This is a genomic window from Stenotrophomonas sp. 78350_Sma (genome assembly GCF_056482105.1).
Map to the genome: position 1 here is coordinate 1,689,530 of NZ_CM151182.1, position 22,429 is coordinate 1,711,958.

Sequence of the window (22,429 nt, forward strand, 5' to 3'; positions counted from 1 at the left end):
TTCGATGTTCCAAAACCATGAGGAGTTCGCGATGACGACAAGTTACCGGCAACTGACGCAGGACGTGGTGGCTCACCTGGCGCCCCTGCACAAGGGAGTGCCGCAGGTCATGAAGAGTTTTGGTGAGATGGGCAAGGCAGCGATCGCCGACGGCGCACTCGACGCCAAGACGAAAGAGCTGATCGCGTTGGCGATCGGCGTGGCCGCGCGGTGCGATGGCTGCATCGGCTTTCATGCCAAGGCATTGGTCAAGCTCGGCGCGACGGCTGCGGAGGTCCATGAGGCCCTGGGCGTGGCCATCTATATGGGAGGGGGTCCGTCGGCGATGTACGCATCGAACGCGGTGGCCGCCTTCAACGAGTTCGCGGCGCTGTCCAGCATTCCGGGCGCGCCGGCCAGCGCCCCGTAGCCTGGGCCCGGTCCGTCGTGCGGCGCCGCGGACCGCCTGCATCCGGTGCCAGAGCTTTGCACCCTCCAACTCGCATCCCCACAGTCGCTGTTTATCACAAGGACCTAGCCATGCAGACCACCGACTTCGTTGCGACCATTTTTGACGGAAGAAGCAATCCCAACAAGGTGACCGTGACCTTCATCATGGCGCTCAACGCGCTGCTCAAGGGACATACGGCGACCATCATCCTGATGGTGGAAGCCGTGGAACTGGGACAACCCGGCGCGGCCGCTGGATTGGACATCGGCAAGCCTTTCGAACCCGTTGCCGATCTGCTGGAGAAATTCTTGGAAAAGGGAGGTCGCATTGCCATCTGCGGCTCGTGCATGATCCACAACGGTATGACCGCCGCGCAGATGGACCCGCGTTTTAGCGTCATCAACGCACCCGATGTGGTGGAGTTGCTGATGGGCGCCAGGGGGTCCTTGCAAGTGACCTGAGCCCAGCCATGACGCGGTCGCGCATCGCTGGCCGAGGCCGGTAGCGCGCGTCTTGAAGATCAAGCATTCAGTTGGACCTTGTGCGCCTTCTTGTTCACGAAATCGCCCAGGCGCTCCTGCACATCGTCACCCTGCTGGATCATGGCCATCACCAGCCCCTCGGTGAACAGCCCGTCCGTGGCCGACATGTCGGCGATGCGGCTGATGGCGCTGACGATGGCGTAGTTTGAAAGGGGCGCATTGCCCGCGATCTTCTTTGCGAGGGTCAGGGCGAACTCGGGTGCGGGCGTGTCGCCTTTCGCGATGTCGCATACGTAGTGGGCCAAACCCAGTTCGCGGCCCTCCCGCGCATCGAGGACCCGTCCGGTGAGCATCATCTCCACCATGCGAGGGGCGGAGATGATCCGCGCAGTGCGCACCGTGGCGCCGCCGCCCGTGAAGATGCCTCGGGTGCCCTCGGGCAGTGCGAAGAAGGTGCGGCTGTCGGCAACGCGCACGTGGGCTGCGCTGGCCAGTTCCAGCCCGCCGCCCACGACCGCTCCCTGCAGGCAGGCGACCACGGGAATGCCGCCATGCTGGATCTTGTCGAACGCGCGGTGCCAGCCCTGGCAGACGCGCATGAACTCGACGCCGCTGCGTGCCTTGTCGTGATGTTCCTTGAGGTCCAGGCCGGCACAGAAGTGATCGCCCTTGGCCGTCAGGAGGATGGCCCGGATGTGGCTGGGCACCGCTGAGAAATAGGCGTCGATGGCGGCGATCGCTTCCTCATTGAGCGCGTTGCGCTTGTGCGCCATGTTGAGCGTGACGATGCCGATGTTGTCTTGTTCGGAGGTCAGCAGAATGGGCTCGGACATGAAGTTCTCCTTGCAGTGGGTCATGAACATGGTGGTCTGCGGCGGGCAGGTCGATATGCTCGGTCCGGCAGGCATCGGCCGCCTCGCCGCTGCGGTGACGGCATGGCCCGCACTGAAGCGGACCATCCGTTCAAGGCCGAGGATCTATGCCAATGTTGCCAATTCTTGCGCACTGAGCCTGGCCTGGGCGCGAAGTGCAGAGAGACCGCCGGAATCGCGGTCGAACCTCGCAGCCGATACTATTGAGGGGCCTTTACCTTTTCCATGCCCGTAGATTACTTACCGGGGATGCTGGGCTCAATTGCCAATAGCGCCGTGAAATTTGCAAAAACTGACAATCTCGTCAGGCCGCCAAGAGGACTTCCTGCGAGCCCAAATGCCGTCGCGGCGGCCACGGTCTCATGCGATCTGGTGGAGGACCTGCTGCGCAGCCTGCGCTCGCTGTGCTCGGACCAGGCCCTGGATCGCTGCCTGCAGCAGGCCGGCATCGTGAAGGCATTCATCAGCCACCCCGGCTCGCGTCTGACGCACGATCAACTGGTCGGGCTGTACCGACGAAGCGCCGCTGCCACCGGCGATGAAATGATGGGACTGTGGAGCCGGCCCATACGGACCGGCGCTTTGAAGTACATCGTCCGAGCGGTCATGGACGCGCCAAGCATCGAGGTAGCGCTGTATCGCTTCACGCAGGTCTGGAACCTGCTGCTGGACGACTACAGGCTGAGTCTCACGAAGGCAGACGCCTCCTTGCGCTTGGAACTTGTCCCGCGGTCTTCCAAAGCGGGGGGGAACCGATTCGGGCACGCACTGATGCTGAAGCTGACGCACGGCATCGTGTCATGGCTCGCCGGCCGAGAGGTCCCGGTGCGCAGTGTGGCCTTCGCTTTTCCACGCCCATCATTTGCAGCCGACTATTCGATCCTGTTTCCGGCCCCGATCGATTTCTGCGGACCCCTCTCTCAGATCACCTTTCACGCCGAACTCGCAAAGGTCCGGCCGAAACGCAGCGCGTCCGACGCGCGCAGCTTCCTGGAGCGGGCGCCGCGCGACTGGATTTTCACCTCCTACCACCAGCACGCCCTCCGGCTGAAGGTGCGTGAGCTGCTGCATGTGGATCTCGGACGGACGCTGGACGATGTTTCCAGCCGGCTGCACATGTCCTCGCGGACATTGATGCGCAAGCTGCAGCAGGAAGGGCTGTCGTTCCAGGGCATCAAGGATGAGTTGCGCAGGGATCTGGCCATCCTCCACCTTGTGCGCAACGACAGCTCACTGGAGGAGATATCCGATGCTTTGGGCTTCAGTGCCCCTGCCGTCTTCCACCGCGCGTTCCGCCACTGGACGGGTATGACCCCCGGACGATACCGGGCGGCGCAGCAGGGCATTTCCCATGGGGTTACGCTCTGACCTGTGCACCGAAGAGCGGGCATCCGGACCGCGCCCACTGGATATCCTCATTTCGCAGCCAGCGAGACTTCACGCCCCGCCTCCTCGTTGAAGAGGCACAAGTAGGGGTTGTTGGGCGGCACTCGCTCGAACAACGCACCGGGCTGCGTCAACAGGTAGCCGTGCAACTGCCGCGATTTGCGCGGCCCTGAGACGTGACAAGTCCAGATGTTCAGGCCGCTGGCCTGCTTGCGGTGCGCGGCCAGCTTCTCGAAGCGCTTTTGTGCCCACTGCCACGGCTCCAGTTTTTCCTGGCGGGCAATGGCTGCCAACTGCGGATGCTCTTGAGCGTATCGCTGGAACACTCCTGGGCTGACCAAGTATGCGGTATCGCTGACGGTATGCACGAGTGCCTTCGCGTCATTGATGATGAGCCGACGCGAGGCAATCCCCTGTTTCAGCCATGCCATGAAGTGCTCGCCAGATGGCTGCACCGTTGTCGCTGCTGGTGTGGCCGCGGGCGCCGGTGATGAGGGTGAAGATGCCACGATCGATGGTGGTGGTGCTTCAGGGCGTGTGGCAGAGAGTTCGGTGGGGATGGTTGACTCATCCTGCTGTGTGGCGGACGAATCGCCCATTCCTACCATCGTCAGCAGATCCTCCATGACGTCGGGCATGGCCTCAGCCAGGGGGGCGATAATTGGGTCAGCAGCGCTGCCGCCTTCCCATGGCGGCGATTCCTGACCTCCTGGGGTCGGTTTCGCCGCGACCTCCGGCGACGATGCCGCAGCGGCGTGCTTCTCGACAGGTGACGTGTCGATCGCTACCGTCCCGGCGAACGGCGCCGGTCGCTCGCCAGCCTCCCAGATCAGCGCAGGTGCGAGGCGCAGCAGCGTGAATGAGTGGGTCCAGCCGGCGTTGCTGGTCACGGTCGCCCGCCAGACCGCCTTCCCGTCCAGTGTGGGCTGCAACATGCCGTGGTCCTGCAGCACGTTGAAGACGGCGGTGTTGTTCGCAGGGATGCCATCGATGCCCTGCGATAACAGGTGCGCGCGCAGCTTGTCCGAGACCGTCTTGCTCACCAGCCACAAGGCATCCTCGGTGAGCCAGCCATCGGAGGCCTCGGGCTGATTCAACTTCAACTCTTCCTTGAGCAGGTAGCGCAACCCGTCAAGCAGCTTGCGTTGCAGCGCGTGCTTGGGCGCGGCCATGGCGCGCGCCGGATCGCCGCCCAGTTCCTGGGCCACGGAGGCGCGGTCGGCCTGCACCACGAGTTCGCCCAGCACACCGGCATGCTCGTACTGGCCGGCCAGGACGTAGAGCAGCGGTCCCCACAGGTCGCGATAGTCACTGAGCCAGTCCAGGAGTTGGGTGTCCAGCAGTTGGCGGTAGAGCAAGCCCGTCGCCGCGCTGTGCAGGCGGTATTCGCGATCGTCGCGGTAGCGGAAGCGGTACGGCTGGTGCAGCGGACCGTACCACGGGTGCCACAGCGAGCCATCGGCCAGTTCGACGTGCAGATCGACGGCGATCTTGCCGATGTCGTGCAACAACGCGGCATAGGCGACCGCAGCAGTCCAGGCTTCAGCCTGCGCAGCTTGGTCCTCGGGGCTTGCGCCGATGGGAAGCAGATGGGACTGCCGCAGCTTGAGGGCATAGGCAACGATCTCCAGGCCATGGTCGAGCATCCCGCCCGGGTACGCATGATGATGCGATTCGGAAGCCGGGAAGGCCTGAACCAGTTCGGCGTAGCGCTCCAGCGGCGCGCGGTACAGGACGGCGAACTGCTTGCGCGACAGAGACGTGCGCTGCCAGATGTGCTCCAGCAGCTTCTGCCGACGCGGGGTGGCCAGCAGCGATGCGGCCGACTCGGGCCGCATCAACCCTTTCGGGAGGTCGGATGCGGGTGGTGGCGTTGGAGCGGTAGCGACCGCGGGCCGTTTTCGCTGGAACAGGGAAAGCATGTGGGTGTCCTGATGACGGGCCGATCGGGAGGCCTTTTGGCCTTTTCGAGGTAGGGCCTTTCCCCTTGCACCCCGTTCCCTTGCCATTTCGGCCCTCTGGCCTTTCACCGTTTCGGTATAGCGGGGCACGGGATGCGATTCCAGCGTCAATGGGGAACTCGGTGGAATGGATTGGACGGCGAGCCGGTGCTGGTCGCGCTCTATGCTGAGTGGACGCCGCTTCCGCCGGGCAGGTTCTCGAAAGGCGACAAAGTTGACAAAAGCGACAATAGAGACTAGAGTGAATCCTGTCTCAAACCTGCCTGGGAGATCACCATGCCCAATGCCATTGAATTCATTGCCGATCGCCTGCCGCGCGTCACGGTGGAGGATGTGCGCCGCTTCGCGGATACCGTCGAAATCCGGGATGCGCCGGCTTTCGCGGCCGAGTTGCAGGCTTTCATTCACGAGCGCGTGGAGGCGGTGAAGCTGCCCGCCAACTTGGACGGAGAGACGGTGGGGCAGGCCCTGGCACGCAAGGCGGCCGCGCTGCGCACCGAAACGCGCTGGGCACCGACTGAAACCGACGTCCAGCGAGGCCGCGCCGTGTTGCTGGAAGCCTTCAACCAGCCGCATAACCTGCCGATCCCCGAGTACGCCAAGCTGGCGGACAAGTCGCGCCAGCAGATCTACAAGGACATCCTCGCCCGTCGGCTGTTGGCGCTGAACGTGGGGCCGCGCGGTCAGAAGCTGCCCGACTGGCAGCTCGACCCGGTAAAGCAGCAGTTGACCCAAACCGTGCTTCAGGAGGTCGAGGGCATCGACCCCTGGACGATCTACCGCGCGCTGTCCGAACCGCTCGAAGGCTTGGGCGGCCGCTCGCCGGTGGATGCGGTGACGCACAGCACGATCGATGACGTGGCCGATGCCGTGTTCAACGTACTGGGCGTTCAGGTGCATTGAAGCGAGATCGCCATGAGCCACGAGCTGCCTTCGTTCCTGATCGATGCCGGTGAACTGCTCCAGCATGTGAGCCGCGTCGTCTATCGGGGCAGCCCGCTGTACTATGGCCGCAGCAGCACCAATCGCTACGATGACCCGGCGCGGGCCTACGGCGTGCTCTACCTGGGGCGCGACCTGCCCACGGCGCTGATGGAGTCGGTGTTTCATAAGCACCAGTGGCTTGCGGACACGAAGCGCTCGATCGCGCTGAAAGAAGTCCAGGCCCGGATGGTGCGCGCAGTAGGCGTGATGGACGATGTGCTCTTGGCCGACCTCACGGCGCCGGGCGTCATGGCGGGCTACTTCGGCCTGAACCTGGAGCAGTTGGCCAGCCGCGACTACACGCACACGCAGCAAGTGTCCGCCCAGGTGCATGCAATTCTCGGAGACGACGGCCAAGCGCTGTTCGACGGGGTGCTCTATCCGTCGCGCAACAACTATCCCGCCAAGAGCATCGCCCTGTTCGAGCGTGCGGCAGCAAAGGTAGGCGTTGTCGATGACATCGACCTGGTGGACCATGTGGACTGGCCGCACTTCGTTGCCACGTATCGCGTCGACGTGGAGCCTGACCCCGGCCCGGTGGAACCGGATGACGAAGCGTCATGAAGCACTTTGAAGCCCGCAGCAGAATGAAATGGACCAAATTGGAATAGGCATCCCTCAGTAGCAGGAGACGACCATGAGCACCACGACCCGCATCAGCACTGCGGAACGCCTCGGCCGCGCCCTTGGCCGCGGGTGGCGCGCCTATGCGCGCAGCGAACGTCGGGCGTCGAACTGGTTGGTGTCCAAGGGTGTGCCGTTGGCTGCCGCCGCCGCGCTGCTGTGGGCCGGCAAACTGGCTGTCCTGGGGCTGCTGCTCTACGTTGCTTTCTGGCTGGCGTTGCTGCTGGTCGCGCTGGTGTTTGTGGCCCGGGGGCACGATACCGTCGAATGGGAGCCGCCCGAACCAGAGTGGCGGCACGGGCACGCCGGTTTTGGCCTCTATACCCACGATGAGTATCGGATAGATTCACATGATCCATCTGATGAGACCTAGCGAAGAAGCAAGGCACTACTTCCTCTTGCTGGGTGTCGATGCCCACTTCATAGCGCCGCCAAAGGCCATGTCGGCGGCTTTGCCGCCGGCCGCTTTGGCGCCTGCCGTACCAGCAGCAAGCCCTTGCAACATGCCCCCCACGGCGTAGCCCGCCCATCCCAAGGCGGTTACCCAGAACAAGGGCAGCACGATGAACATCGTCGCCATGACGAAATTCAACAGCATGTCTCCGAAGGCATTGTTGAGGCCCATGACCGGATCGAAATTCGTATGCGGCCGGTTCCATCCCCAGCCCCATCCGTAGAGCGCGTCCAGAATGGTGCTGTCGATCCAGCGCGCGAGTTGGAACCAGAAATCCACGAAGAACAGCGCAAACTGCACCACGCTGACCGTCACGAGTGTTTTCAGGTTGTAGGTGCTAACCATGAGCACCACCGGAATGCAGACAACCAGCGCCATCTTCAAGAGCGCCAGCACCATCGGAAGAGCCTGGCGCATTGCATCCATGGAGGGGAAGTAGCCCAGCGAGCCTACCGCCAGTCCTACGTCGGCCGCCGCCCGGGTGATGATGTTTGGGTCGGTCATTTCGATCTGGCCACCGTAGTCCGTATAGACGCTGCCTTGGTTCAGCTTCTGCTGTCGCGGTGACGCGATCGCGCGGATCACCGAATCGTCCACCTCGGCACGGCTCAGGAAGCCAGCCCAGCCCGCCAGGCGATTGAGCAGGCTCGGGTCCACCTGACCCAGCAAGCGTGCCCGCAGTCCATTGCTGCCATCGGCCCACCATTGCCTGCAGGTCGGATAGCCGCCGCCGCTGGCCACCTGCGCAAGCCCTGCGTCGCGCGTGCTGTCATAGGGCCAGTCCTCGCGCGGGGTGCTGGAACGGTATGTGTCGTAGTAGCCGTTCGTGTCCGTGAAGAAGCGTGAGCCGATCCAGGTTACGTCGTGCAGCTGCTGCTCATCGAGTTGAGGCCGCTGCATGAACAATTTCGCCCGCGCAGCCCCATAGCAATCCCGCGAGAAATCCGCTACTTCCTGAGCCAACACTGGGTCGTCAATGCGAGTCGCGTCGATCTCCATGCGCATCTGCCGCAGGTCCGTGCCGCACGGGATCGCTGCCACTGAAGCGCCCGTGACGGCGCGCGAGAGCGCGTGCATGAACGCCCACCACACCGGCACCTTCGCCGACTGGTTGTTGATGGTGCTGAAAGATTGCGACCAGCCGGTATTCGAGGGCTGCGGCACACTGACCTGGCATTGCGCCGAGCGCGAGCTGTCGTACTGGATGGTGTTGAGGTCCACGTCGATGAACGGGATGCCCGCGAACATCACCACCACGATGGCGACGAAGACCCGGTTCTCGATGCGGGCGGCGCTCAGCACGCCTTTATTGCCCTCGTCGGCGCCTTCTGCACGGGCCTTCAACCACTCCTGCACGATGATCGCCACGAAAGGCAGCGCGAAGACGCCGCTGGATACCAGCACGGCCCAGATGCCGTTGTTGACGATCCAGGACACCAGCGTAAGGTAATACTCCAGGTAGTCGGTCGTGAACAGAGTCATGGCCCGAATCTCCTCTCAGCCCTGCATCAACAGGCTGGCTTCCAGCGCCACGATGGCGACGACGCCTGCGATCTCGGTGCGCACCAGGCGGTGCCGCGCCTGGGCGTCGTCCTCACGTACCAGCAGCCGGCGGCGCATCCAGATCCACCCGTACACCGTCGCCCCGTATAGACACAGCCGCCACACGAATAAGTAACCCGCAGCGGCGGCGAGCCACCGCTCCCAGCCGGCAACGCTGCCGACCAGGTAGATGCCGGCGATGTTGGCCGCGACCGCGGCGGCAACGATCAGCACCGTCCACAGCAGCGCCTTCGCCGCGCGCCGGCTGAACAGCCAGCGCAAGGGGCGCCAAGTCATGCGCGCCGCGCTCATGGCCTGGCTCCTGGATTGCCCTTCTGCAACTGGTCGAGGCGGTCGGGTACCGGATCACCCTCGTAGATGCCGCGCGAGCCTGCCGCGCGCGTACCGTGCCGCTGGATGATGGCCATCGGTGAGTTGTTTGCCAGCTCGCGCCGAAGCTCCAGCTCCGTCTTCAGGTTGCGGATCTCCCGGTCGAGCGTGTCGCTCTCGTGGTTCACGGCCTTGACCGCGAGTTCGTTGGCTGCGACGTTGGGCTCCTTCTTGCCCGTGAGCAGCGTGCGCTGGAGCAGCAGCGCTTTTTCCAGCACCGACGACAGCGCCACCTCCGACGCGAGGCGCCGCGCCAGAAGGTCCTGGTCCGGCTCGTCGCGCAGCGCCTCGATCACGCCACGCGTGATTGGCAGCGACGTGCTGCCAGCCTCGCGCAGGTTCTCAAAGGTGGTAGTGCGCGTGCCGGAAACCAGCTCCTGAAGGACCTCCAGCTTCGCCTCGTACTCTTCCTGGATCAGCGGCGTCAGCCCGACGCCGGGCACCGTCTCGGTCTTGGTGCAGGAGTCGCAGGTGCGCTGCACCTGCTCTCCGAGGACCCGCGTGGCCCATTCGGTCGCCTGCTGCGGCGACGTCCAGGTCTGGCAGGACAGGCTCGCACAACTGGCGGACGCGATGGAGGATGTGTCCGTCACGCCACGACCGTTGACCAGGTTGTAGCCCGCGCGGGTGACGTCGCCGACCACCCGGATGGCGGACTGGCCTGCGCCACCAGCATTGCTGCCACCCACCCAGGGCACGCCGTCGTTGCCGCGGCGCGTCTCGGCCTGCTCGACGGCCGACACGGCATCGTTGCTGCCAACCGCGTCACGCAAGGCCATGCCTTCGGCCATCTGGCTCCAGCCAAGCTGGCCACCCGCTGTCTCGGCCATCTTCTCCGCCATGGCGCGGCACGTCAGCTTGGAGCGGTCGAAGTCCAGCCGCGCCTGCAGCACGCCGTTGGTCAGCAGGTTGTACAGGCCCGGATCGGCGCGCTGAATGATCAGCGCCGGCAGGGACGCTACCGCGCTGGTGGCGCTCTGGATTACGTTGCTCATGATCTGCTGAAAGCCGTTCGTGATGCCGTTGAGCTGATTGCGCAGCGTGGTCTGGATGCTCATGTCGCCGCAGATCAGGTTGCTGTTCCACCCCACACCGACCCCGATGGAGCGCATGCCGGCCGCGCGGCCCATGGACACCGCGCTGCCGCCGCCGATCGAGTACATGACGTCATCGCCAATGACGGGGCCGCTGTTCTGGTATCCGACCTGTGCCCACGCCAGGCCGCAGACCAGGGCGAGCGTGCCGGCCAGTGCCGTCGGGCGCAGCAGGCGGCACGCCTTGGTGGACAGGTTCTTCGGTTCAGGACGCTTCATCGTGGCACCTCAGAGGAAATCGACGCTGCCGAGGAACACCTGGCCCCGGCGTTCGCAGCACGCATACGGACGCCACAGCGCCCACGCGTAGTCGCCTTGCTGGGCTTGGGTCAGCGTGCCGCTGTGGGGGAACACCACGCAGGTGTTCGACAGGCGCGGCGTCAGTTCCTGCCACTTGCCGGTCGAGGCATCACCTTCCATCAGCGCGCCGGCCGGCCAGTAGCCATCACGCGCGTTGGCGAGCAGCGGCTGGTACACGTGCAACTGCCCGCGCCGCGTGACGACGTCACCGGCGCGCTGAGCCACGACCGCCCCGGATTTGTGGTCGTCGGTCTGGTGCAGGAAGCCGCCGCGCGGATAGACATTGCCCCAGAGGTTCATCGTGGTGCGCGCACCGACCTCGCGCCGGCCCGGGATCAGCGCCTCCGGGTAGGCCATCTCGGGCACGTTGTAGCGCCAGGCCAGCGTGTCCAAGGTGCTGAGCAGATACGGCATGAAGGCCGTTCCCGCGCCTTGGCAAAAATAGCCCGAGGACGAGGCGAACTGGTTGAACACCTCGCCGCCGGGATGGCCGATGACATCGGCGTTCTTGAATTTGGCGAGGTTGTTTTCGTGGTCTTCGTTGGTGGTGCCGTCGCCGCCTGCCTGGGCCGAGGCGTTCGGCATGCTCATCGCTCGCACTTCGACCCAGGGGTTCTCTCCGGTGTTGCTGTAGCTGGAGACGACCGCATCGGGGACGTAGTGCCGGACCTTGGTGGACGTGCGCACCGAGCAGCCGCCATAGGTGCAATACAGCCAGTAGCAGATGCCCACCACCCGGTACTCCAGGCAGTCCGGCGACATGACGGAGGACACGATGGTGACGGTGTTCAGGGCGTAGCTGCCCGTGGCGCTGACCAGCAGCAGCGAGGCCACGGCGACGCGCAGGCGGCGCAGCAGGTCGAATGGGCGATAGGTCACGGTTGCCTCCTCCGGTGCTGCTCGATGCAGGACACGGCCCGGGCCACGTCAGGCTCGCCATAGACCACATAGCGTTGGTCCACCACGACGGCCGGGATGGTCGTGACACCCAAACTCCATGCGTCGGTGATGCCCTGGTAGGCGGTGCCAATGCGGCGCTGAAGGTCGGTGCCGCCTTGGTTCAGGCGTTGCCGGACGATGGCTGCTGCGCGCTCGGGGTCGGCTGGCAGATCTGCGGAAAGCTCTGCTTCGAGCCCGGATGCCCGGTCCAGCTCGATCAGCCGCTCGCCGCCCATGGTCTTGACCGGGTGGCGGCTGTCGGTGACGACCACCACGTCGGCGGCGAACGCGGCCGGGCTGAATGCCGCGAACGACGCCGGCAGCACGATGGCCAGGCCAAGGGTTCGCCAGCCTGGTGCGAACCGGGTAAAAGCTCCTGGCATGTCTTGCACCCCGGAAGTTGATCAGGGCCATAGTCAAACGCCGAACCCCATGCGGCCCCAACAAACAATGCGCATCGCGGCCACCCCGCATACCTGCTTGTGTCGCCGCGCAGAAAAATGCGGAGGCCGAAGCCTCCGCGCTGATCAACGAAGCAGTACAACCCTTACAGCAGGCCGGACTCCGCAAAGGAGAACGGGGCACCCTGGCCGACGATGATGTGGTCCAGTACCCGCACATCGATGAGCGCCAGCGCGGCCTGCAGTTGCTGGGTCAGCATGCGATCCGCGCTCGACGGCTCGGAAATGCCCGAGGGGTGCTGGTGCGCGAAGACCACCGCGGCCGCATTCAACTGCAGAACACGCTGCACAACGACACGCGGATAGACCGAAGTCGCGTTGATCGTGCCCCTGAACAGCGGCTCGTAGGCCAGTACCTGGTGCATGCTGTCCAGGAACACAGCGACGAATATTTCGTTGGGCTCGGCCACCAGCTTCACGCGCAGGTAGTCGCGCACGGCCGTGGGGTCGAGGAGTTTCGGACCCGCTTTGAAAACCCGCTTCTCCAGCAGCGCAATGGCTTGCTGGATGATCCAGTCCTCGTGCTGGGCAGCGATGGCGGAAAGCGACTCCAGGCAGGAGTCATTGACGACGAAAGACATGGCGAACCTCCAAATGGTGAGATCGGAGGGCGCGCGCCCGGGGAGGGCAAGCCCTCCTGGGGAACGAACAAGGTGCATCCATCACCGCGGTGGCGGTGATCGTTCGCGGCCAGGATGCGAGGCGAACGGGTTGCGGTCAGCGCAGCGGACTGCGCCGTAGCCTTGAAGACCGGGGCTACCTGGGCATGTCGCCGACGACGTCGGCAGGCATTTCCGATGTGGGTATGGCGGCGGGATCGCCGGCCGCGAGCATGTCCATGGCCGACAGCAAGGCATCGCCCTCGATCGGGCCCTGCAGCAGGATCGCCTTGCCGGTTTCGCGATCGTGCAGCCGCAGCGATGGCGTGGCGATCACGCCGCTGTTCGTGGCTTCCGCCGTCTGGGCGCGGATCGGTGCATCGGGCCGCTCGCTCGCCAGACACTGCTCGATCGCTGGAGTGAGGTCGGGGTAGCGCAGCCCTTCAGGCAAGCCCTGGCCGTCGCTCCGCGTGTGGGCATAGACCCATTCGACGGCCTGCCAAAAGGCGGCATGGCTGCCGGCTTCGCCCGCGCATTCCGCCAGGCGCGCTTCGGCGGACGCGGCTGGCTCATGCGCGGCCAACGGCAGGTGGTGCCATTGCAAGGTCACGTCCGCATTGCCGGCCACCCAACGCTTGAGCACTGGAAAATAGGACCGGCAGAACGGGCATTCGAGGTCCGCGTAGAGCGTCAGCGTGAAACGCCCTTCCGGATTGCCCATCTGCCACGGAGGCCCAGCCACCTGCGTGTCGCTGACTGGCGCCGAAGTCTGAGGTGTGGACCCGCCTGGCGAACGTGACACGAGCCAGATCAGCAGCAGCGCAACCAGCACCGCGGCCAATGCCCAGGGCCAGCGGAACTGCCAGCGCCGACGACGGAACGCCTGGACCTGCATCGGAATGGATGGGCGTTTCTGTTCCATGGCGTTCTCCGGTGTACGGCAGATTCAGGGCAGGTCCAGGGCCGGCGACTCGATGCCGCGTGCCCGGTCGATCTTCTCGGCCACCTTGAAGGCGGCATCCAACTCGCTGACGCCGTGCTGCTGCATGAGCTGGTAGCGCTCGGCCTTCTCTTCGGGTTCGGTCTGCGCGAGCGCGAGATACAGGCTCGGCGGCACGGCGCGGAAGAGCACCTCCATGCTCTTGGAGAGGATGACGCCCTCGGTGAACTTGCCCGCTTCCTTGCGTGCCGAGAGCATCAGCGCTTTCTGCGCTTGGCTCAGTTCGCGGAACCGCGCGATCTTCTCCACTTCATCGGGGGGCATCGACAGGCAGATCCACCACTCGATCATGTTGAGCATCGGCTCCGCGGCGCGCGGTAGGTCGTCAATATTTTGTGTAGCTAGCCAGTACCAGGCCCCCAGCTTGCGCCACATTTTTGTAATTTTCACGGTATACGGCGCGAGCAGCGGGTTCTTGGTGATCACGTGGCCTTCGTCGGTCACGTTGATGATCGGGCGGCCGAGATACTGGTCACGCTCCGCGATGTTGTTCACCGTGCTGATGAGGCTGATGTACGCGATCGAGAGCTGCGCGTTGTAGCCCTCGCGGGCGTAGGTCGCCAGATCGACCAGCGTGATGTCGGCCTCGGGCCACGGCGTGCCGTCGCGGTCGAACATCTCGCCGTCCGTGCCTTGGCAGAACATGTCCATCGCGTCCGCCATCTCCAGCAGCCGCACGCGCCGCATCTCGGGCAACGTCGGGTCCTGGCCGCGGGTGCGCAGCGCATTGCGCACATCGCGCGTGAGCACAGTGCGCTTCTCTGCCACGCAATGTTCGGCCGCGTCGAGGATGCACTGGCGGATCAGCGAGCGGTCGGCCCGCGTCATCCGCGCTTCTTCCTTGTCTTCGCCGCCCGTGATCATCAGCCGTGCCGTGATCTCCAGCTCGCCCAGCACGTCGCGCTGCTCGTCCGCCTCCATGGCCGAGGCATCCGGTGGCAGGTCTTCGTCCAGTGCATCGGCATCGAGCGTCTGCACGTCGCTGGGCGTTTCGATCAGCCGGCGTGCGTCGGCGAACGGCGCCAGGCTGATGCCCGAGCCGGGTGCCAGCTTGACCCGGTTCACGGTCAGCCCCAGGCGCCTGGCGAAGTCGCTGAACAAGCCGAAGCTGTTGCCGGCTTCCACGATGAAGAGGCGCGGCCGATAGATCGCGGTGACCTGGTTCAGCAGGTTGTTGAGCGTGGCGCTCTTGCCCGAGCCCGTGGGACCGAACAGGAACAGATGGGCATTCATCTGCCGATCCAACCTGTTCAAGGGGTCAAACGTAATCGGGCCGCCTCCGCGATTGAACATCGTGATGCCGGGGTGCCCCGTGCCCTGGGCGCGGCCCCACACCGGCGACAGGTTCGCCGCGTGCTGGGCGAACATCAGTTGCGTGTACCACCGGCGCCGGTCCTTGCCGGGGTTGTAGCAGCACGGCAGCCAGCGCAGGTAGCTGTTGAGCGGCGCCACCTCGTCGTCCTCGCGCACCGGCTGCAGGCCGGCGTTGAGCATCACGTTCGCGAGGTCCAGGCCGCGCCGATCCAGTTCCGCCTCGTCGCGCCCGCGTAGGTAGAACGCCAGAGTGCCCCGGTAGAGCTTGTGCGCGCTGCCGATCAGGGAGCGGGCTTCATGCACGTCCTTGAGCGTCTGCTCCGACGCCAGCGTCTCGCCCACAGCTTTCTTCGCCAGATGGTTGAGGTCCGATTCGAGGACGTCCTGCGGCGTGGCCACCATGGTGAGACACATCAAGGTGTCCTCGGGCATCTGATCGAATAGCGTGTTGATCGCGTCTCCCTTGCGGGTCTCGCCGGTCAGGTGCCCGGTGCCGGGCGGCATGCGCAGCCGGTCGGTGATCAGCACGCGGTGCGGCATGCCGTCGAAGTACCAGGCCCCTTGCGCCACGTCCGAGCGCGGCTGCCCAAAGAACAGCCGCTGGCTGAAATCCCGCCCGCTCGCCAACTCGATCTCGCCGGCCTCGCTTTCCTCGGTACTGTCCGGATAGCGCGCCAACGCGTAGAAGCGCTCCCGGTCCTCCACCCCAGGGCCGAGCAGCGTGGGGCGCGGGTTGAACCATCGCAGCAGCCAGTCGTGAACGTCCGCTGCAACCATGCGCCGGGCCTGGATGCCGGCGTTCGCCAGGCCGCCGCATAGGCGGTCGCAGACGATGCCCAGCATCTGCTCGGGTGTCTGGCCGCGGCGGTTTGCCTGTCCCTGTCCACTCGCGCGGCGGTACACCACCATGCGCACACGCCGCGTCTGCCCGCGCCAGCGCAGCCGCGTAACCACCGTGTCCTCGAACAGGCCGCCGGGCTTGGCCACAGCGCGCAGGTGGTGGCCGAAGAAGCGCAAGTAGAACTCGGTGAACGCCGAGCCGCGCGCACGTGGCTGCACGTAATCGCGCAAGGTCTGCATGTACTGGTCGAAGCTCGGTTCGTCCTGGGCATAGAGCTGGAGCACCCACGGGTTCTCGTCCAGTTCATCGAAACTGTCCTGAAGCGCGTTTTCCAGGGCGTCGCGGGCATGCGCGAGCCAGCCGGGTTCCCGGCCTTCGGTGCCCAGCGGCACCAGTTCGTAGAACGCCGCCACCGATTGGCCATCCTCCAGGAGCATCGATTTCGACCCGGGCAAGAACTCCACCCAGGGCAGCAGTTCCACGAAGGACGGCGCAACGTCGTACAGCGCCTGCTCGTCGGCCACGGTCGCTGGCTTGCGGCCGTGGACTGCCGAACCGGGTTCGGGGATGCCGGCCTGGCGCAAGGCCTCGACGTGGCGCTGCCAGCTGTCCGGCTGCTCATCGCTAGCCGGGCTACTGGAGCCGGCGCCGGCCAGCTTCGGCCATGGGAGTTTCCACCGCATCAGTAGTCCTCCACGCGCTCGCCCGGCATCGCGTACTGGATGCGCTGGTAGAGCGGGAAGACGGTCGTGTAGCCGGGCACCGGCACGGGATCGGTGCCGGCCAGATGCGGGTACACGTACATCACGAGATCGGGATTGGGCAGGCGCTGGAACTGGCGGTGGACCTCATTGCGCGCGGTGCGCGTGTAGCGCATCTGCTCGACAGGTGCGGCCTGCACGTCGGCGTCGGTCAGGGGCCGACGCAGGCTCTGGCGCGCATCGAGCAGCTGGCGGCCGGCGTTCCGTCCGGCTGCGCCACCGCCGTCGCCGGCCTCCTGCTGCCAGATGTCCATCATCGTGCGGTCACCGTGGGTCAGCAGCTTTTCCTTGCTGGTGGCGCAGCCGCCGAGCACCGCGACGGCGAGGGCCAGCACCAGGCCCTTAATCGAGTTCGAGAGCATGGCTTTCTCCTGCGCGGTGATCGACCTTGCGGCCTTCGGGATCGAAGTCGATGGCGAGCGGTTTTTCGAGGTGGACGGCGACCTTGGCGCCGGGCTGCACATAGACGGCGGCGAACGCCTGGCCGTAGAGCTTGTTGACCCAGGCCGACATGTCCCGGACACCGCCCGCGAGAATCTGGCCGACCGCTTCCTGGCCGGTGATGCCCACGGTGCCGATGGAGCCGTCCGAGCCGACATAGGACATGCGGCCGCTGTCGCTCTCGATGAGCGAGGCCACGCCGGCACCGGCCGCGGTGATCAGGGCCTGCGAGCCGAGGTACTGCTGGGCGTTGCTGCGCCGCTCGCCGCTGACGCAGGGGATGCCGTGCGGGTCGCTGATCCAGCCCAAGCCGTCGCGTTGCTGGTTGTTCTGCTGGTTGCCCTCGCGGTCTTCGGGGATCGTGCGGATCGTGCCGTCGTTGAAGACGAACGTGATGCTGCGCACCTGGCCGCGCACGCACGAAAGCGTCCAGTCGCCCGATGCGGTGCCGCTGAACACGGCGCCGGCCACGTCGGGAATGTCGATGCCATTGGCGGTCAGGTTGTCCGGCCCGACCAGGACTTTGAACGGATAGGGATCGTTGACCGTGCCGTCGATCGGCACGCGGCCGATCAGCGCGGTCATGGCGACCGAACCCATGAGCGTGGAGTTGGTCGGCACGGTATAGACCGGCTTGGCACTCTTGACCCCAGAGGCGCGGGCGCCCGCGTTGGCCACGGTTTCCGCGGTGGTTTCGAGCGTGCTCTGCGCCGGGCCGAAGCTCGTGGGGAAGCTCATTCCGCCGCTCGCGCCACGACCGCCGTTGCGCCCCTCGGCGGGCTTTGCGTCGTCCGGCTCGACCCACCGCACGCCGCCCTCCATGCCGGCCTCGTCGCCGCCCTGCAGCCCCAGGCCCACGGGCAGGTCCGCATGGCCGCCGCCGCGCCCGCCGATGCTGTCCAGGCGCCGCTGCAGGTCGGCGAGCAGCCCTTCGGTCTGCTGGCGCGCGCTGGCCGCCTGCTCCTGGTCGCGGCGCAGGTTGGACCGCTCGGATTCGAGCGCCGAGTTGATGCGCTGGTCGATGGAGTTCTCGCGCTGGCGCAGTCGCTGGTTCTCTTCACGCTGCGACTTGTTGTCCGAGAGCGCGGTCTGAAGCTCGGTGCGCAACTGCTTCACTTGGGCAACGAGCGTCGCCACGGTGTCGCGCGGGGTGTCGCCTTCGATGCCCAGCGCCTTCATTTCCTCGGGCGTGAGCTGGGCGCCGTTGTCCGCCGCGGGTGGCGCCGTGCTGCCTCCACCCGAGAACAGCCGGATACCGACGAACAGCACCAGGATGGCGACAGGGATCATCAGCCACTTGAGCAGGCCGTTACTGCGCATGGCGGGCCTCCTTGGCGTTCTCGTCGCCGTCCGGCTGCGGCAGATGCACGGCAGGGTCGAAGCGGTGAATCGCCGGCAGCAGCGACTGCGCGAGGCCGCGGCCGCCCGTGACCAGGTAGAGGACGGTCGTGTCCTCGGGCGTGCCGCGCGGGCCCAGCGCCTCGTGCTGGAAGGTGGCGGTGAGGAAATCGCCTTGCAGCACGCGCGGGTCGAGCGCGACCCAGTCGGCGCCGGTGTTGGTAAGGCGCACGGCAGTCACCCATTGGTCTTCCAGGCGCCACGACGCGAGCGCGACCGCGCGCACCGGCAGCGTTGGCATCAGTGTGTCCAGGTCGAGGTCGCGGGGCAGGTTGACCCGCATGACGCCCGGAAGCGGCTCGACGGTGCGCAGCGGTGCGTAGAGGTTCTGCGCGGCGAAGCGCGTCAGCACGACAGGGACCGGAGTTTCGCGCCGCGCGGTCCGCGCACCTGCCTGGCCCTGGGCGCGTGCCGGGGCCTCGGCACTGTCGGCCTGCTCGCCATAGCGTCCCGGTGCGCTGTCACCCTCGACGATGCGCACCGGCTCCAGCTCGGCTTCCCCGTCCTTGGGCGGTTCGGCTGCGATGTCCAGCAGGATCAGCGCGCCCGTGTCGGCGTCCTGCAGTTGCAACCGCGTGGGCTCGATCGGCTCGCTGGCGCGCAGGTACACCGCGCCACCCGCACTCTGCACGCGCAGGCGTTCGCCCACGCCCGCGGGCACGCCCACGCGCACGTTCCGGTCGATGAACACGATGCGTTCCTGACCGACCTTCAGCGGCACTGCCAGTGGCATGCGTTCCCAACGCAGGATCTCCACCGCCTGGGCGACGGGTGCCGCGGCCACGGCCAGTAGCCCCAGCAGCGCGAGTACAGGATGCTTCATGGGGTGTTTCCTCCTTGAGGCGCTTGCGGAGACAGGCCACTCGACGCCGGGCGCGCCGGCTCCGGTGCACTGATGCGCTGGGGCGCGCCTTCGTAGCAGTCCAGCGCCAGGCCGAACGGGTTGCGGGCGGGATCGACGTCCACCCGCGTGACCTTGATCGGATAACGCACCAGGGCGCGCTTGACCTGCTCGGCGCCGTAGTACTCGTCCGCCGTGATGTCCAGCGTCACCACCCAGTCGCGATCGGACACGGTGCGCACGCGCGCCGTGGGGTCGTCGCCATAGCCGCGGCCGGGAATCTCGTAGATGCCGCGCACGCGCTGGCGTAGCTCGCCGGTGGAGCGGCGGTAGTCGTAGTCCGCGCGAAGGAAGGCCTGGCAGGACGGGGTGAGGTACGGCGAGAGCGTGTGGAGGTTGCGCGAGTAGTCTTCTTCGCCATTGGTCGGCCAGCGGTTCAGCGTCTGGAACACGTAGAACGTGAACGCATAGACCGATTCGGGCGGCACTTCCCACCACTTGCGGGTACTGCCAGAGCGCAGGTCGGGCGGGACGTGGATGGTCAGGTCGCGCGGCGCGCTCCACCAGCCGCCGCCCATGACCAGGGCGACAATGACCAGCGCGCCCGCGCCCAGGCGCAAGGTCTTGATGTGCGCCTGCAGGTGGGCGATCTCGTTCTTGAAGCGACTCATCGCATGCTCCTGCGGGTGGACCAGAAGCCCGAGCGCGAGATCAGCACGTGGCCGCCCACCCAGCCGGCCATCAGCGGATGGCCCGTTGCGATGCGCCACTGCAACTGCCGATAAAGCCAGGTGTCGGGGCGCCCACGCTTGAGGCGGCGCAGGATGCCGCCGCCGATGAACACGCCCAAGGCCACGCCCAGGACAACGAACGTCGGTGCGATGGCGATCGTGCGGAACACCCACGAAAGCGGCGCGCCGACCAGCAGGCCGGCGGCGCCGGACAGGCCGCAGCAGATCCACAGCTCGTCGGCGGTGAGGCCGCGCACGACAACGGGATGGCGGTTGAGCCGGTGCGGAAGGAACGTGACCGTCCCGTCCGCACGGACGTGCTGCTGCTCGGACATACCGGCCTCGCCTTACAGGATGCCCGTGGCTTCGGTGAGCAGCCAGATGCCGATCACGAGCAACACGGCGCCGATGGCGACCGTGAGGCCGAATTGGCCCCACGTCTTGCGGCCGGTGTGGATCTCCGCGTAGGTTCCGTAGGCGTGGTAGCAGACGCCGATGAACATCGACGCCACCACCAGCAGGGCCACGAGCATGATGATGTCGTAGCCGTAGTTGCGGATCGTCTCCATGATGCCGTTGCCGGTGCCGCGCGTCGGGTTCTCCAACTGCGGCAGGCCTTGCGCGAACGACAGCGCGGGCAGCGCGGCGGCGCCCAGGGCCATGGCGGCGCGCTGGGCGAGACGGGAAGTGAGGATGCGGTTGTGCATGGTCGGGCCTTTCAGGTCAGGACAGAAGGAAGAAACTCAGGACGAGGTACATCGCGACGAAGCGGATGCAGACGCCGAGGAACTGGCGCTGGTTGAGGCGGCTCTCGGACCACCCCACGTAGGCCGTTCGGATGGCCCAGACGCCCCACACGAGCAGGACCGCGAACACGACGCCGACCAGGACGGTCGCCATTGCGGAAGGCGCGATGCCGCTGTTGGCTTGAAATGCCGAGACCTGGGCGCCGTTCATTGCTTGCCCCCCGCAGTCGTCGCCGGCAGCGGCTCGGCCGCCCGCTCGGTGCGGTAGTCGCCGGCCAGTTCGGAGGGGTCGCGCGGCTGAGCGCGCGATGGCGTCAGGTGAAACTGGATGCCGGCGCGAACGCGCGCCAGGTCAGCCAGCAGCCGCGGGTAGTCGAAGTGGTAGCGCTCGCCCGGCTGGATGGGGGCATGCGCGGCGCTGTCCGCGACGGTGCGCTCCAGCGCGTCGAGCTGGCGCAGTGCGGCGACCAGCTCCTGGCGCTGTGCCGGAGACTCGGCCAAGGCCATCTGGGACTGACCCAGCAGGAGGGCCGTCACGAGAAAAGTGGGCACGCCGCGATGCGCGGCGCGCAGCCAGATCGAAGCCACCATCGCGCCATTCCTGTGTGATCAGCAATGGGGTGATCGTGGAGATCAGGGCTGTTTTAGGCCGCAAACAATAGGAACTGGCGGACGACCGGATTGGGCATACCGCGAGCGAACCTACAAAAGCCCGGGTGGAGTTTCGATTATTGCGTTTTTCGAGTGTTTCGAATATGATCGGCTCTGCAACCGTTTTCGCTTAGGAGCTACCCATGACCACCGCCACTGCCCAATCCAAGATGACCCTTCCCGCCGCGGGAGAGGTTAAGGCAGCCGTCCAGGGTCAACGTGCCTTGGCGGCTTACCTCGCAACCCAGTTCGAGACGCAGCACATCCAGATCTTTGATGACCACAAACAGGCTCATCAGGTGGAACTGCCTACCTCGGCTTTACGCCTGCTGGTCGACATCCTGGCCGAGTTGGCCGATGGCAATGCAGTAAAGGTGGTGCCCGTCCATGCAGAGCTGACGACCCAAGAGGCGGCGGACTTGCTCAACGTGTCCCGTCCCCATTTCGTCAAGCTGCTAGAAGATGGGGTGTTGGCATTTCATCGCACCGGCAAGCACCGCAGGGTGAGGTTCGCCGATCTGATGCAGTACAAGGAAGCGCGCGAGCGCGCCAGTGAGCAGGCGATGGCCGAACTCGCTCAGCAGTCGCAAGAGTTGGGAATGGGATACGAATGAGGCATTCCCCATTCACCGCCGTCTACGACGCGTGCGTTCTATATCCCGCGCCACTGCGGGATTTCCTGATGTGGCTCGGCCTGTCTGGCCGCTTCCGGGCGCGGTGGAGCCAAGCCATTCATGAGGAGTGGAAACGCAATCTGTTGATCAACCGCCCCGATCTCACCCGGGTTCAGGTCGACAGGACGTCGGATCTCATGGACAGGGCCATTCCGGACGGCTTGGTGGAGGGCTACGAAGCGCTCGTGGCAGGCCTGACATTACCCGATCCGAACGATCGGCACGTCCTGGCTGCGGCGATTCGCTGCGGTGCGAGCGTGATTGTGACGTTCAACGAACGTGATTTCCCGAACGATCTGCTGGCTCCGTACGGCATCGAATCGCAGCACCCCGATGAGTTTGTGGACAACCTGCTGGATCTGGATGCGGCCGCCGTAGTGTCGGCTGCGCAGCGCCAGCGTGCCCAACTCAAGCATCCGCCGATCGATGTGGACCGCTATCTCGAAATCCTGCTGCGCCAAGGCCTTGTGCAAACGACCAAGGTGCTGGCGACCTATCGCACCATTCTCTGAC

General features: G+C 65.7%; 26 protein-coding genes. 8 read left to right on the forward strand and 18 right to left on the reverse strand.

Features of this window, described 5'->3' with window-relative positions; translation table 11 throughout:
* Positions 1 to 31: 31 nt before the first annotated feature.
* Positions 32 to 409 carry a carboxymuconolactone decarboxylase family protein gene (locus ACZK4H_RS07815; RefSeq protein ID WP_004350630.1) on the forward strand — a complete coding sequence of 126 codons (378 nt, stop codon included), beginning with the start codon at positions 32 to 34 and terminating at the stop codon, positions 407 to 409.
* A 110-nt stretch (positions 410 to 519) separates the two neighbouring features.
* Positions 520 to 891: a DsrE family protein gene (locus ACZK4H_RS07820; RefSeq protein WP_003149783.1), complete on the forward strand. Its 372-nt coding sequence runs from the start codon at positions 520 to 522 to the stop codon at positions 889 to 891.
* A 59-nt stretch (positions 892 to 950) separates the two neighbouring features.
* Here the strand turns inward: ACZK4H_RS07820 and ACZK4H_RS07825 are convergent, their stop codons facing one another.
* On the reverse strand, positions 951 to 1,745 hold the full coding sequence (locus ACZK4H_RS07825) for a crotonase/enoyl-CoA hydratase family protein (protein WP_004350627.1): 795 nt from the start codon (positions 1,743 to 1,745) through the stop codon (positions 951 to 953).
* 411 nt (positions 1,746 to 2,156) lie between these two features.
* Here ACZK4H_RS07825 and ACZK4H_RS07830 point away from each other — a divergent pair, with 411 nt between their 5' ends.
* Positions 2,157 to 3,152: an AraC family transcriptional regulator gene (locus tag ACZK4H_RS07830; RefSeq protein WP_004350625.1), complete on the forward strand. Its 996-nt coding sequence runs from the start codon at positions 2,157 to 2,159 to the stop codon at positions 3,150 to 3,152.
* A 47-nt stretch (positions 3,153 to 3,199) separates the two neighbouring features.
* Here the strand turns inward: ACZK4H_RS07830 and mobH are convergent, their stop codons facing one another.
* A complete protein-coding gene (gene mobH / locus ACZK4H_RS07835) occupies positions 3,200 to 5,092 on the reverse strand; it encodes a MobH family relaxase (RefSeq protein ID WP_004350623.1) in 1,893 nt (630 codons plus the stop codon).
* A 315-nt stretch (positions 5,093 to 5,407) separates the two neighbouring features.
* Between mobH and ACZK4H_RS07840 the strand changes: the two genes are divergently transcribed.
* From ACZK4H_RS07840 to ACZK4H_RS07850, 3 genes are all read left to right on the forward strand, one after another.
* The gene (locus tag ACZK4H_RS07840) at positions 5,408 to 6,034 is read left to right on the forward strand and encodes a hypothetical protein (protein WP_003149774.1); all 627 of its coding nucleotides are present in this window, start codon (positions 5,408 to 5,410) and stop codon (positions 6,032 to 6,034) included.
* A 12-nt stretch (positions 6,035 to 6,046) separates the two neighbouring features.
* Positions 6,047 to 6,679: an RES family NAD+ phosphorylase gene (locus ACZK4H_RS07845; protein ID WP_003149772.1), complete on the forward strand. Its 633-nt coding sequence runs from the start codon at positions 6,047 to 6,049 to the stop codon at positions 6,677 to 6,679.
* 73 nt (positions 6,680 to 6,752) lie between these two features.
* Positions 6,753 to 7,112 (forward strand): DUF3742 family protein, encoded by a 360-nt coding sequence (locus ACZK4H_RS07850; RefSeq protein ID WP_003149770.1) that lies wholly within the window; start codon positions 6,753 to 6,755, stop codon positions 7,110 to 7,112.
* 15 nt (positions 7,113 to 7,127) lie between these two features.
* Here ACZK4H_RS07850 and ACZK4H_RS07855 read toward each other — a convergent pair whose 3' ends face one another.
* The 16 genes from ACZK4H_RS07855 to ACZK4H_RS07930 all read right to left on the reverse strand — a co-directional run bounded on the left by ACZK4H_RS07855 (position 7,128) and on the right by ACZK4H_RS07930 (position 21,182).
* Positions 7,128 to 8,675: a conjugal transfer protein TraG N-terminal domain-containing protein gene (locus ACZK4H_RS07855; protein WP_004350620.1), complete on the reverse strand. Its 1,548-nt coding sequence runs from the start codon at positions 8,673 to 8,675 to the stop codon at positions 7,128 to 7,130.
* Between the two features lie 15 nt (positions 8,676 to 8,690).
* Positions 8,691 to 9,047 (reverse strand): hypothetical protein, encoded by a 357-nt coding sequence (locus ACZK4H_RS07860; RefSeq protein ID WP_003149767.1) that lies wholly within the window; start codon positions 9,045 to 9,047, stop codon positions 8,691 to 8,693.
* The gene (locus tag ACZK4H_RS07865; RefSeq protein ID WP_003149765.1) at positions 9,044 to 10,438 is read right to left on the reverse strand and encodes an integrating conjugative element protein; all 1,395 of its coding nucleotides are present in this window, start codon (positions 10,436 to 10,438) and stop codon (positions 9,044 to 9,046) included. The genes ACZK4H_RS07860 and ACZK4H_RS07865 overlap by 4 nt, the downstream gene beginning before the upstream one ends.
* Before the next feature lie 9 nt (positions 10,439 to 10,447).
* Entirely contained in the window at positions 10,448 to 11,398 is a 951-nt protein-coding gene (locus ACZK4H_RS07870) for a TIGR03756 family integrating conjugative element protein (protein ID WP_004350617.1), read from the reverse strand.
* Entirely contained in the window at positions 11,395 to 11,841 is a 447-nt protein-coding gene (locus ACZK4H_RS07875) for a TIGR03757 family integrating conjugative element protein (RefSeq protein ID WP_004350615.1), read from the reverse strand. Before ACZK4H_RS07875 ends, ACZK4H_RS07870 begins: the two co-directional genes overlap by 4 nt.
* A 164-nt stretch (positions 11,842 to 12,005) precedes the next feature.
* Entirely contained in the window at positions 12,006 to 12,500 is a 495-nt protein-coding gene (gene radC / locus ACZK4H_RS07880) for a RadC family protein (protein ID WP_003149760.1), read from the reverse strand.
* 175 nt (positions 12,501 to 12,675) lie between these two features.
* A complete protein-coding gene (locus ACZK4H_RS07885) occupies positions 12,676 to 13,440 on the reverse strand; it encodes a DsbA family protein (protein WP_003149757.1) in 765 nt (254 codons plus the stop codon).
* A gap of 24 nt (positions 13,441 to 13,464) precedes the next feature.
* A complete protein-coding gene (locus tag ACZK4H_RS07890) occupies positions 13,465 to 16,356 on the reverse strand; it encodes a conjugative transfer ATPase (RefSeq protein ID WP_011516996.1) in 2,892 nt (963 codons plus the stop codon).
* Positions 16,356 to 16,796 carry a TIGR03751 family conjugal transfer lipoprotein gene (locus tag ACZK4H_RS07895; protein WP_003149753.1) on the reverse strand — a complete coding sequence of 147 codons (441 nt, stop codon included), beginning with the start codon at positions 16,794 to 16,796 and terminating at the stop codon, positions 16,356 to 16,358. The genes ACZK4H_RS07890 and ACZK4H_RS07895 overlap by 1 nt, the downstream gene beginning before the upstream one ends.
* On the reverse strand, positions 16,777 to 18,195 hold the full coding sequence (locus tag ACZK4H_RS07900; RefSeq protein ID WP_004350605.1) for a TIGR03752 family integrating conjugative element protein: 1,419 nt from the start codon (positions 18,193 to 18,195) through the stop codon (positions 16,777 to 16,779). The genes ACZK4H_RS07895 and ACZK4H_RS07900 overlap by 20 nt, the downstream gene beginning before the upstream one ends.
* Positions 18,185 to 19,096, reverse strand: coding sequence for a TIGR03749 family integrating conjugative element protein (locus ACZK4H_RS07905; RefSeq protein ID WP_004350604.1), 912 nt, complete (start codon positions 19,094 to 19,096; stop codon positions 18,185 to 18,187). The genes ACZK4H_RS07900 and ACZK4H_RS07905 overlap by 11 nt, the downstream gene beginning before the upstream one ends.
* Positions 19,093 to 19,785 carry a PFL_4703 family integrating conjugative element protein gene (locus ACZK4H_RS07910; RefSeq protein WP_004350603.1) on the reverse strand — a complete coding sequence of 231 codons (693 nt, stop codon included), beginning with the start codon at positions 19,783 to 19,785 and terminating at the stop codon, positions 19,093 to 19,095. The genes ACZK4H_RS07905 and ACZK4H_RS07910 overlap by 4 nt, the downstream gene beginning before the upstream one ends.
* The gene (locus tag ACZK4H_RS07915) at positions 19,782 to 20,180 is read right to left on the reverse strand and encodes a TIGR03750 family conjugal transfer protein (RefSeq protein ID WP_003153632.1); all 399 of its coding nucleotides are present in this window, start codon (positions 20,178 to 20,180) and stop codon (positions 19,782 to 19,784) included. Before ACZK4H_RS07915 ends, ACZK4H_RS07910 begins: the two co-directional genes overlap by 4 nt.
* A 12-nt stretch (positions 20,181 to 20,192) precedes the next feature.
* Positions 20,193 to 20,552, reverse strand: a complete 360-nt coding sequence (locus ACZK4H_RS07920) for a TIGR03745 family integrating conjugative element membrane protein (protein WP_003153634.1) — start codon at positions 20,550 to 20,552, stop codon at positions 20,193 to 20,195.
* A 16-nt stretch (positions 20,553 to 20,568) separates the two neighbouring features.
* The gene (locus tag ACZK4H_RS07925) at positions 20,569 to 20,802 is read right to left on the reverse strand and encodes a TIGR03758 family integrating conjugative element protein (RefSeq protein ID WP_003050225.1); all 234 of its coding nucleotides are present in this window, start codon (positions 20,800 to 20,802) and stop codon (positions 20,569 to 20,571) included.
* Positions 20,799 to 21,182 carry an integrative conjugative element protein, RAQPRD family gene (locus ACZK4H_RS07930; protein ID WP_003090167.1) on the reverse strand — a complete coding sequence of 128 codons (384 nt, stop codon included), beginning with the start codon at positions 21,180 to 21,182 and terminating at the stop codon, positions 20,799 to 20,801. Before ACZK4H_RS07930 ends, ACZK4H_RS07925 begins: the two co-directional genes overlap by 4 nt.
* A 203-nt stretch (positions 21,183 to 21,385) precedes the next feature.
* Between ACZK4H_RS07930 and ACZK4H_RS07935 the strand changes: the two genes are divergently transcribed.
* Both ACZK4H_RS07935 and ACZK4H_RS07940 read left to right on the forward strand, forming a co-directional pair.
* A complete protein-coding gene (locus ACZK4H_RS07935; RefSeq protein ID WP_003050245.1) occupies positions 21,386 to 21,856 on the forward strand; it encodes a helix-turn-helix domain-containing protein in 471 nt (156 codons plus the stop codon).
* A 68-nt stretch (positions 21,857 to 21,924) separates the two neighbouring features.
* Entirely contained in the window at positions 21,925 to 22,428 is a 504-nt protein-coding gene (locus tag ACZK4H_RS07940; protein ID WP_019416316.1) for a PIN domain-containing protein, read from the forward strand.
* The last annotated feature ends 1 nt before the right edge of the window (position 22,429 follow it).

What these genes read in the sequence shown, in the direction of transcription:
- ACZK4H_RS07815 (WP_004350630.1), top strand. Translation starts at nt 32, where the DNA reads ATGACGACAAGTTACCGGCAACTGACGCAGGACGTGGTGGCTCACCTG.
- ACZK4H_RS07820 (WP_003149783.1), top strand. Translation starts at nt 520, where the DNA reads ATGCAGACCACCGACTTCGTTGCGACCATTTTTGACGGAAGAAGCAAT.
- ACZK4H_RS07825 (WP_004350627.1), bottom strand. Translation starts at nt 1,745, where the DNA reads ATGTCCGAGCCCATTCTGCTGACCTCCGAACAAGACAACATCGGCATC.
- mobH (WP_004350623.1), bottom strand. Translation starts at nt 5,092, where the DNA reads ATGCTTTCCCTGTTCCAGCGAAAACGGCCCGCGGTCGCTACCGCTCCA.
- ACZK4H_RS07840 (WP_003149774.1), top strand. Translation starts at nt 5,408, where the DNA reads ATGCCCAATGCCATTGAATTCATTGCCGATCGCCTGCCGCGCGTCACG.
- ACZK4H_RS07845 (WP_003149772.1), top strand. Translation starts at nt 6,047, where the DNA reads ATGAGCCACGAGCTGCCTTCGTTCCTGATCGATGCCGGTGAACTGCTC.
- ACZK4H_RS07850 (WP_003149770.1), top strand. Translation starts at nt 6,753, where the DNA reads ATGAGCACCACGACCCGCATCAGCACTGCGGAACGCCTCGGCCGCGCC.
- ACZK4H_RS07855 (WP_004350620.1), bottom strand. Translation starts at nt 8,675, where the DNA reads ATGACTCTGTTCACGACCGACTACCTGGAGTATTACCTTACGCTGGTG.
- ACZK4H_RS07860 (WP_003149767.1), bottom strand. Translation starts at nt 9,047, where the DNA reads ATGAGCGCGGCGCGCATGACTTGGCGCCCCTTGCGCTGGCTGTTCAGC.
- ACZK4H_RS07865 (WP_003149765.1), bottom strand. Translation starts at nt 10,438, where the DNA reads ATGAAGCGTCCTGAACCGAAGAACCTGTCCACCAAGGCGTGCCGCCTG.
- ACZK4H_RS07875 (WP_004350615.1), bottom strand. Translation starts at nt 11,841, where the DNA reads ATGCCAGGAGCTTTTACCCGGTTCGCACCAGGCTGGCGAACCCTTGGC.
- radC (WP_003149760.1), bottom strand. Translation starts at nt 12,500, where the DNA reads ATGTCTTTCGTCGTCAATGACTCCTGCCTGGAGTCGCTTTCCGCCATC.
- ACZK4H_RS07885 (WP_003149757.1), bottom strand. Translation starts at nt 13,440, where the DNA reads ATGGAACAGAAACGCCCATCCATTCCGATGCAGGTCCAGGCGTTCCGT.
- ACZK4H_RS07890 (WP_011516996.1), bottom strand. Translation starts at nt 16,356, where the DNA reads ATGCGGTGGAAACTCCCATGGCCGAAGCTGGCCGGCGCCGGCTCCAGT.
- ACZK4H_RS07895 (WP_003149753.1), bottom strand. Translation starts at nt 16,796, where the DNA reads ATGCTCTCGAACTCGATTAAGGGCCTGGTGCTGGCCCTCGCCGTCGCG.
- ACZK4H_RS07900 (WP_004350605.1), bottom strand. Translation starts at nt 18,195, where the DNA reads ATGCGCAGTAACGGCCTGCTCAAGTGGCTGATGATCCCTGTCGCCATC.
- ACZK4H_RS07905 (WP_004350604.1), bottom strand. Translation starts at nt 19,096, where the DNA reads ATGAAGCATCCTGTACTCGCGCTGCTGGGGCTACTGGCCGTGGCCGCG.
- ACZK4H_RS07910 (WP_004350603.1), bottom strand. Translation starts at nt 19,785, where the DNA reads ATGAGTCGCTTCAAGAACGAGATCGCCCACCTGCAGGCGCACATCAAG.
- ACZK4H_RS07915 (WP_003153632.1), bottom strand. Translation starts at nt 20,180, where the DNA reads ATGTCCGAGCAGCAGCACGTCCGTGCGGACGGGACGGTCACGTTCCTT.
- ACZK4H_RS07920 (WP_003153634.1), bottom strand. Translation starts at nt 20,552, where the DNA reads ATGCACAACCGCATCCTCACTTCCCGTCTCGCCCAGCGCGCCGCCATG.
- ACZK4H_RS07925 (WP_003050225.1), bottom strand. Translation starts at nt 20,802, where the DNA reads ATGAACGGCGCCCAGGTCTCGGCATTTCAAGCCAACAGCGGCATCGCG.
- ACZK4H_RS07930 (WP_003090167.1), bottom strand. Translation starts at nt 21,182, where the DNA reads ATGGTGGCTTCGATCTGGCTGCGCGCCGCGCATCGCGGCGTGCCCACT.
- ACZK4H_RS07935 (WP_003050245.1), top strand. Translation starts at nt 21,386, where the DNA reads ATGACCACCGCCACTGCCCAATCCAAGATGACCCTTCCCGCCGCGGGA.
- ACZK4H_RS07940 (WP_019416316.1), top strand. Translation starts at nt 21,925, where the DNA reads ATGTGGCTCGGCCTGTCTGGCCGCTTCCGGGCGCGGTGGAGCCAAGCC.